Consider the following 6201-nt stretch of genomic DNA (forward strand, 5'->3'; position numbering starts at 1 on the left):
GAGAACAAGATGCACCGCATGGTCTGCCACCACCAGATCGCACTGCGGGACGCTCAGGCGGTGTTCAGTGACGACTGGATCGCCGGCTACAAGCGGTACACCAGCCCGACACCGAAGGCCAGGCATCATCACCGCTGGTGATGGGGATGGTCGTGAGACTCGAAGCCATAATCAGATAACAGCCCCCGGAGGCGGGCAGGCCTCTCCGGGTTATCTGGGAAACTGGATGGAGTTTTCGCCCTGCCGCTACAAATTACTCAGACTGGCTGGCTGTCGAACGTTCAGTTCGTGCCAGGAGCCGACACTCGCGGCGGATGGCTAAACGGCGGAAGTCGCCACCCATTCCGGTCAGAAAGCCCAGAAGTCTCACCCCCTCGAAGCGGTCGTTCTGTTCGCCGCAGAGTCGATCCAATGCCAACGCCTTGATGATAGGCTTTGAGGCCGTTGCGCCGGGCGCCAACTACGCTTGGGCGCAGCTCATCGTTAGTCTGTGGGCCGGTAGCGAGATTTGGCTGCCCGAGTCATGTGCGGAACCGGAGTCGTCTGAGCGTGGATCAAGCTACCCATAACAAAATCGTCTCCTTCATCTGGGGCATCGCCGACGATGTCCTGCGTGACCTCTTCAAGCGTGGCAAGTATCCGGATGTGATCCTGCCCATGTGCGTCATCCGGCGCATGGACGCGGTGCTCGAGCCGACCAAGCAGAACGTGCTCGAAACGAAGAAGATGCTCGACGCAGCCGGCATCACCGGGCAGCGCGCCGCGCTTTGCGATGCGGCTGGTCAGGCGTTCTACAACATTTCCAAGTTCACGCTGCGCGACCTCAAGTCCCGCGGCAGCCAGCAGCAGCTGCTCGCCGACTTCGAGGATTACCTCAACGGCTTCTCGCCCAACGTCCAGGACATCATCGAGAACTTCAAATTCCGCAACCAGTTGCCGACGCTGTCCAAGGCCGATGCCATCGGCACGCTCATCAACAAGTTCCTTGACCCGGACATCGATCTTTCCCCGGCCGGCATCGACAACCATGCGATGGGCACGGTGTTCGAAGAGCTGGTGCGCAGGTTCAACGAGGAAAACAACGAGGAAGCCGGCGAGCACTGGACGCCGCGCGACGCTGTCCGTCTGATGGCGAACTTGGTGTTCCTGCCGATCGAGGCCGAGATCAAGTCCGGCACCTACCTGCTCTACGACTGCGCCTGCGGCACGGGCGGCATGCTCACCGTCGCCGAGGAGACGCTCACCGCCATCGGAGACAAGCGCGGCCAGCAGGTCAAGTGCCTGCTCTACGGCCAGGAGATCAACCCCGAGACCTACGCCGTCTGCAAGGCGGACATGCTGCTGAAGGGCGAAGGCGAGAGCGCCGACCACATCGTCGGCGGCGCGGAATGGTCCACGCTCTTGCACGACGCCTTCCCCGCCCAAGAGTTCGACTTCATGCTCGCCAACCCGCCCTACGGGAAGAGATGGAAGAAGGACCTCGAAACGATGGGCGGCAAGGACGGCATGCGCGATCCGCGCTTCAAGGTGATGCATCGGGGCGAAGAACTCTCGCTCGTCACCCGCTCCAGCGACGGCCAGATGCTCTTCCTCGCCAACATGGCCTCGAAGATGAACGACGAGTCGGCGCTGGGCAGCCGCATCGCCGAGGTGCACAACGGCTCATCACTGTTCACCGGTGACGCCGGGCAGGGCGAGAGCAACATCCGTCACTGGCTGATCGAGAACGACTGGCTCGAAGCGATCGTCGCGCTGCCGCTCAATCTCTTCTACAACACCGGCATCGCCACCTACGTCTGGGTGCTGTCCAACCGCAAGCCCGCGCGCCGCAAGGGTAAGGTGCAACTCATCGACGCCAGCCAATGGTTCAATCCGTTGCACAAGAACCTCGGCAAGAAAAACTGCGAACTCTCGTCCGAGGATATCGAGCGCATCAGCCACGCCTTCCTCGACTTCAAGGAAACGCCGGAGTCCAGGATCTTCCCCAACGCCGCCTTTGGTTATTGGAAGGTCACGGTCGAGCGCCCGCTACGCTTGCACAGCCGGCTCAGCCTGAAGGCCATCGAATCGCTTCGTTTTGCCTCGGGCGATGAGGACATCCGTGCGGTGCTCCACGATGAGTTTGGCGACAAGATTTTCACCGACTTCGACAAGGTTTCCGCAGCGCTGGAAAGGCGCCTTGCCGAATGGGGAGATGACGAGGACGAGGGCGAGGAAGGCGGCGGCGCGAAAAAAGGCTTGCCCGAGAAGAAGCGCAAGAAGCTGCTCGACCGCAAAACCTGGGAGCGCGATGGCCGTCTCGTTGAGGTTGCCACCAAGCTGCGCGCGGCGCTGGGTGAGGCGCTGTTCGAGGACCACAATCTCTTCCGCGATCGCGTGGACGCCGCACTAAAGCAGGTCGACATCAAGCTGCCCGCCGCCGACTTGAAGCAAATCCTCAAGGCCGTGAGTTGGCGTGTCGAGACCGCGCGACCCGTCATCGCCAAGGGGCACAAGCCCGGCAAGGCCAAGGCCGACCCGCTTCGCGGCCTTCTTGAAAGTGTCCGTGTTATCGGGGTAGAACCCCAGCGCCCGATGCTGCAACAGATGTCCGGTGTGCAGACTGCGAATCACGATCTGTGAATGACCATAGAGGCCATCGCTTTCGACCAGATCGCCGTTGCAGATCGCCAGCCCTTCGGTAAACCCATGCGTATCGTGCGAATATTCCCCAACGATGCGATAGTGCAAATCCGCTGCGGCGGTTACGATGCTGGTTGTCAGCAGGCCGAAGGCCAGCGCCAGGGTTAGAATCCACCGCATTTGTACTCCGGAAAAACTCGATGATGTGTGGCAATGATTCGTAGCATGACCGGCTTTGCCCGCGTCGAACAGCAGGCGGCATGGGGGAGGCTGGTGTGGGAGTTGCGTGCGGTCAACCACCGCTATCTCGATCTGCAGTTACGCTTGCCGGAAGAATTCCGCGTGCTCGAAAACGGTCTGCGCCAACGCGGCATGAAAGCGTTGGCGCGCGGCAAGGTCGAAGCCGCGTTGAAGTACCAGCTTGAGCGCGGCGGCGCGGCGCCGATGACTGTCGATGCCGGCCGCCTGCGCGAATTGGCTGGCGTGCTCGGCGATGTCGCCGAAACCACCGAAACCTCAATGCCGAGCGCACTCGAGGTACTGTCCTGGCCCGGTGTGCTGCGCGAGGACCCGCCCGATTTGGAGCCGCTGATCGCTGCGGCCGGGACCTTGTTCGATGCGGCGCTGAAAGACTTCAATCAGACCCGCGAGCGTGAAGGTTCAAAATTGCAGGATTTTCTAGAAGCGCGGATCACTACGATGGAGGTGCTGGTGGAGCAGGTCCGCGAACGTGCGCCGCAGGCACGTGACGCCTGGCTGCAGCGCATGCGAGACCGGTGTTCCGATCTGGGGGTGGAGGTAGAGCCGGCGCGCCTGGCACAAGAAGTCGTGCTGGCGTCACAGCGTCTGGATGTCGACGAAGAGCTCTCGCGTCTGGCGGCTCATCTGGTTGAAGTGCGCGCCGTGTTACGGCGTAAGGAAGCGGTCGGACGGCGGCTTGATTTCCTCATGCAGGAACTCAACCGCGAAGCCAATACCCTGTCCTCGAAATCCCAGGACGAGGAGATGACCCGTTATGCCGTCGACATGAAAGTCTTGATCGAGCAGATGAGGGAGCAGGTGCAGAATATCGAGTGATTCCCATTGCTGCTTTGTGGAGTCCTGAGGCCAAGCTGTTGGGACTCAAAAAATGAAGCCTCATGTCGTTCTCCTTGCGTGGATTGAATCACACGGCAAGGGATACGTTTCTCGGGGGCAAGGTCATTAATTGAAAATCTCTTTGAGTGCATCTTTAAGAAACGGCTCAATGACCTCCCAGCATACCTTCACCGCCTTCGGGTCGCCCGGTAGTGCGATGATCAGCGTGTTGTCACGCATGCCGGCCGTCACACGGGATAACCAGGCTGTATCGGTAAAGGTGGCGCTTTCCCGACGCAGTACCTCGCCCAGACCGTCCAGCACCCGTGAGCAAAGAGCCACAGCGACATCCGTTGTCATATTCTGCCACCCCGGCCCTGTTCCGCCGGAAGTGATGAGAAGATCCGGCTGCCCATCCTCGCAAAGCTGCCGAATATGATCCGAAATTATAGTCGGCTCACCCGGGATAACATCGTAGCCCGTCAGGACGGCACCCGCCTGTTCCAGCCGTTCTTTGAGAAGCTGTCCGGATTCATCTTCATATCCGCTCTCACTCGCGCGGTCGTTAATAACCAGTAATGCCGTTTTAACGCCCGCCATGCTGTGGCCCTGCGGCAACTGCGCGGCTAGCCACGCTGGAATGCCGTCAGGATTAACCCACAATCCGCTCTTGCCTCCCTCTTTGAACAACAGCCTGACGCCGCTAATCGTCAAGTTCGGTTCCGTGCCCTTGACCAGGTCCCAGATCGTCGTGGTTGCCATCTGTACACCCACGACAGCCTCCATCTCGACGCCAGTCCGGGCATCGGCACTAGCCTGGCAATAGACATCGATGGCATCGGGCGCACGCGGCACGCAACGGATCATCACCTGATCGAGCGGCAAGGTATGGCACATCGGAACCAGATCCGGGGTCTTCTTCGCACCCATAATGCCCGCGATCTCGGCCAGCGCCAGCACGTCGCCCTTAGGCAATGTTTTTTCCTTGACCTTTTGGAAAGCGACAGCGCCAATCGTGATCGTGCCGGTAGCGACTGCTCTTCTTCTTGTAACACGCTTGCGGCCGACATCAATCATACGAAAAGCGGCTTCCGTGTCCGGAAAGTCAAGGGGGATTTTTTCTTCAGTCACTTTCAATCTCCAATAGTGGACAGATTGGCACGTACACCGGTGTTTCCCTCGTGCAGGAAATGTGAGGGCCGCTTGAATTTTGGCAAGTCCGTTATTTTATCTTTCAACGCTTCTTTCCGCTCCGCTGAGGGCTGGCAACGGCGGCTCTATCGCTATGAACACGTGAACACGCCTTACGGAAAACTCAAATCGATCCCGGCGCCGGGCACTTTCTCGGGGCGGGTCTGAGCTTCGCCGCGCTCGATATACACGCCTTTGCCATGACCGGCAATCAGGTCGCAGAACAATTCAACCAGGAACGCGACAAGCGGTTTCAACGCATCAGAAGCAAAAACGCTGCATGACCCCGAATACCCGATCATTCAGGCTCATTTACTTTTGGGATGTGCTCCCGCGTATCGTCAGTGCGGCGCCATCGCGCAGGCCCAATTTTCAGGCATGCGCGCGGCTGCCATGGCCTTAACCAACGACGCATCCAGGGAGGCGGCTTCATAGCGATCAGCCGCAGTGTAGACGACCTCTTCTTCTTTGGTGTTGTGTACCTTAAGTCTCTGCAGGAGCCAGTTCGCGTCTTTGCGCAGAGTCTTAGCAGTGGCACCCGCTGCGCAGGCAACTTCGAGACTCCGGATCATCGGCCATATCTCACCATGCTCACGCTGCATCACGGAAACCGGCATCGCAAGGCCCATCTTGGCCAGCGGCGGAAACAGGACTGCTTCTTCCAGATACACGTGTTCGCGAAGGAGCGCGAGCGACGCCGCCAACGCTAGAGGCTTGCCCGTGCTGTCGACGATGCCCTCGATGCCTTGGTCAATTTGATGATGCTGGACCTCGAGCAGCCCGCTGGGAAGCGTCGTATCCATGTTCCGCCCTCTTCGTACTCAGAAAATATCAATTACGAATAACGGATCAGGTCTTGCTGATGCCATACTCATTGCCGTGCAATCCGGCCGGTCGTGGCGTAGTGCAATCTGAAGGAATTTCTGGTTTATTCGCCATACCCGCGAAGGCGGGCACCCAAGTTCCTGAATGTAATGGGTTTCTATATGTGCAGAAACGACGATACAGCAATTGATCAGAGCGTCTTTAATATGTTATTACGAGACCTGACCCTATTCTCCGACTCTCTCCGTACGTCGTGCGAATTATACACATAATGAAGAGCGCGGCTAATGAAGTGCAGCATCAGCATGACGACCGGGTTAGACCGGCGTGGGACGAATCCGTGGTGCCCAGAAGGCCGCAGGCAGGCTGTGTTTCTGATGGGGATTCCCGTGTGCGGCTTGGCCAGATATTCTTTCGACTGCATTTCGATTAACCGACTGACCGTGCGACGACGACACGGTGCCGCGTAGCGTGGGTGCGGGAGTG

General features: G+C 59.1%; 5 protein-coding genes and 1 pseudogene. 2 read left to right on the forward strand and 4 right to left on the reverse strand.

Annotation, left to right across the window (positions count from 1 at the left end; all coding sequences use genetic code 11):
• Window positions 1-549 precede the first annotated feature (549 nt).
• Window positions 550-2622, forward strand: a complete 2073-nt coding sequence (locus VMU57_RS04235) for a class I SAM-dependent DNA methyltransferase (protein WP_325381115.1) — start codon at window positions 550-552, stop codon at window positions 2620-2622.
• Window positions 2623-2625: 3 nt separating this feature from the next.
• On the opposite strand, the pseudogene VMU57_RS22960 reads toward VMU57_RS04235, so the two are convergent.
• A pseudogene (locus tag VMU57_RS22960) lies at window positions 2626-2802 on the reverse strand (glutaminyl-peptide cyclotransferase); the annotation flags it as partial.
• Between the two features lie 45 nt (window positions 2803-2847).
• Between VMU57_RS22960 and VMU57_RS04245 the strand changes: the two are divergent.
• On the forward strand, window positions 2848-3699 hold the full coding sequence (locus VMU57_RS04245) for a YicC/YloC family endoribonuclease (RefSeq protein ID WP_325381120.1): 852 nt from the start codon (window positions 2848-2850) through the stop codon (window positions 3697-3699).
• A gap of 126 nt (window positions 3700-3825) precedes the next feature.
• Here the strand turns inward: VMU57_RS04245 and moaC are convergent, their stop codons facing one another.
• The 3 genes from moaC to VMU57_RS04260 all read right to left on the reverse strand — a co-directional run bounded on the left by moaC (window position 3826) and on the right by VMU57_RS04260 (window position 5693).
• Complete coding sequence (moaC, locus tag VMU57_RS04250; protein WP_325381122.1) at window positions 3826-4830, reverse strand: cyclic pyranopterin monophosphate synthase MoaC; 1005 nt, start codon at window positions 4828-4830, stop codon at window positions 3826-3828.
• Window positions 4831-5003: 173 nt separating this feature from the next.
• The gene (locus VMU57_RS04255) at window positions 5004-5192 is read right to left on the reverse strand and encodes a hypothetical protein (RefSeq protein WP_325381124.1); all 189 of its coding nucleotides are present in this window, start codon (window positions 5190-5192) and stop codon (window positions 5004-5006) included.
• A gap of 39 nt (window positions 5193-5231) precedes the next feature.
• Entirely contained in the window at window positions 5232-5693 is a 462-nt protein-coding gene (locus tag VMU57_RS04260) for a hemerythrin domain-containing protein (RefSeq protein ID WP_325381126.1), read from the reverse strand.
• Window positions 5694-6201 lie beyond the last annotated feature (508 nt).

It is taken from the genome of Edaphobacter sp. (assembly GCF_035532915.1).
In the GTDB taxonomy this organism is placed as follows: Bacteria; Acidobacteriota; Terriglobia; order Terriglobales; family Acidobacteriaceae; genus Edaphobacter.

What these genes read in the sequence shown, in the direction of transcription:
- VMU57_RS04255 (WP_325381124.1), bottom strand. Translation starts at nt 5,192, where the DNA reads ATGATCGGGTATTCGGGGTCATGCAGCGTTTTTGCTTCTGATGCGTTG.
- VMU57_RS04260 (WP_325381126.1), bottom strand. Translation starts at nt 5,693, where the DNA reads ATGGATACGACGCTTCCCAGCGGGCTGCTCGAGGTCCAGCATCATCAA.
- VMU57_RS04245 (WP_325381120.1), top strand. Translation starts at nt 2,848, where the DNA reads ATGACCGGCTTTGCCCGCGTCGAACAGCAGGCGGCATGGGGGAGGCTG.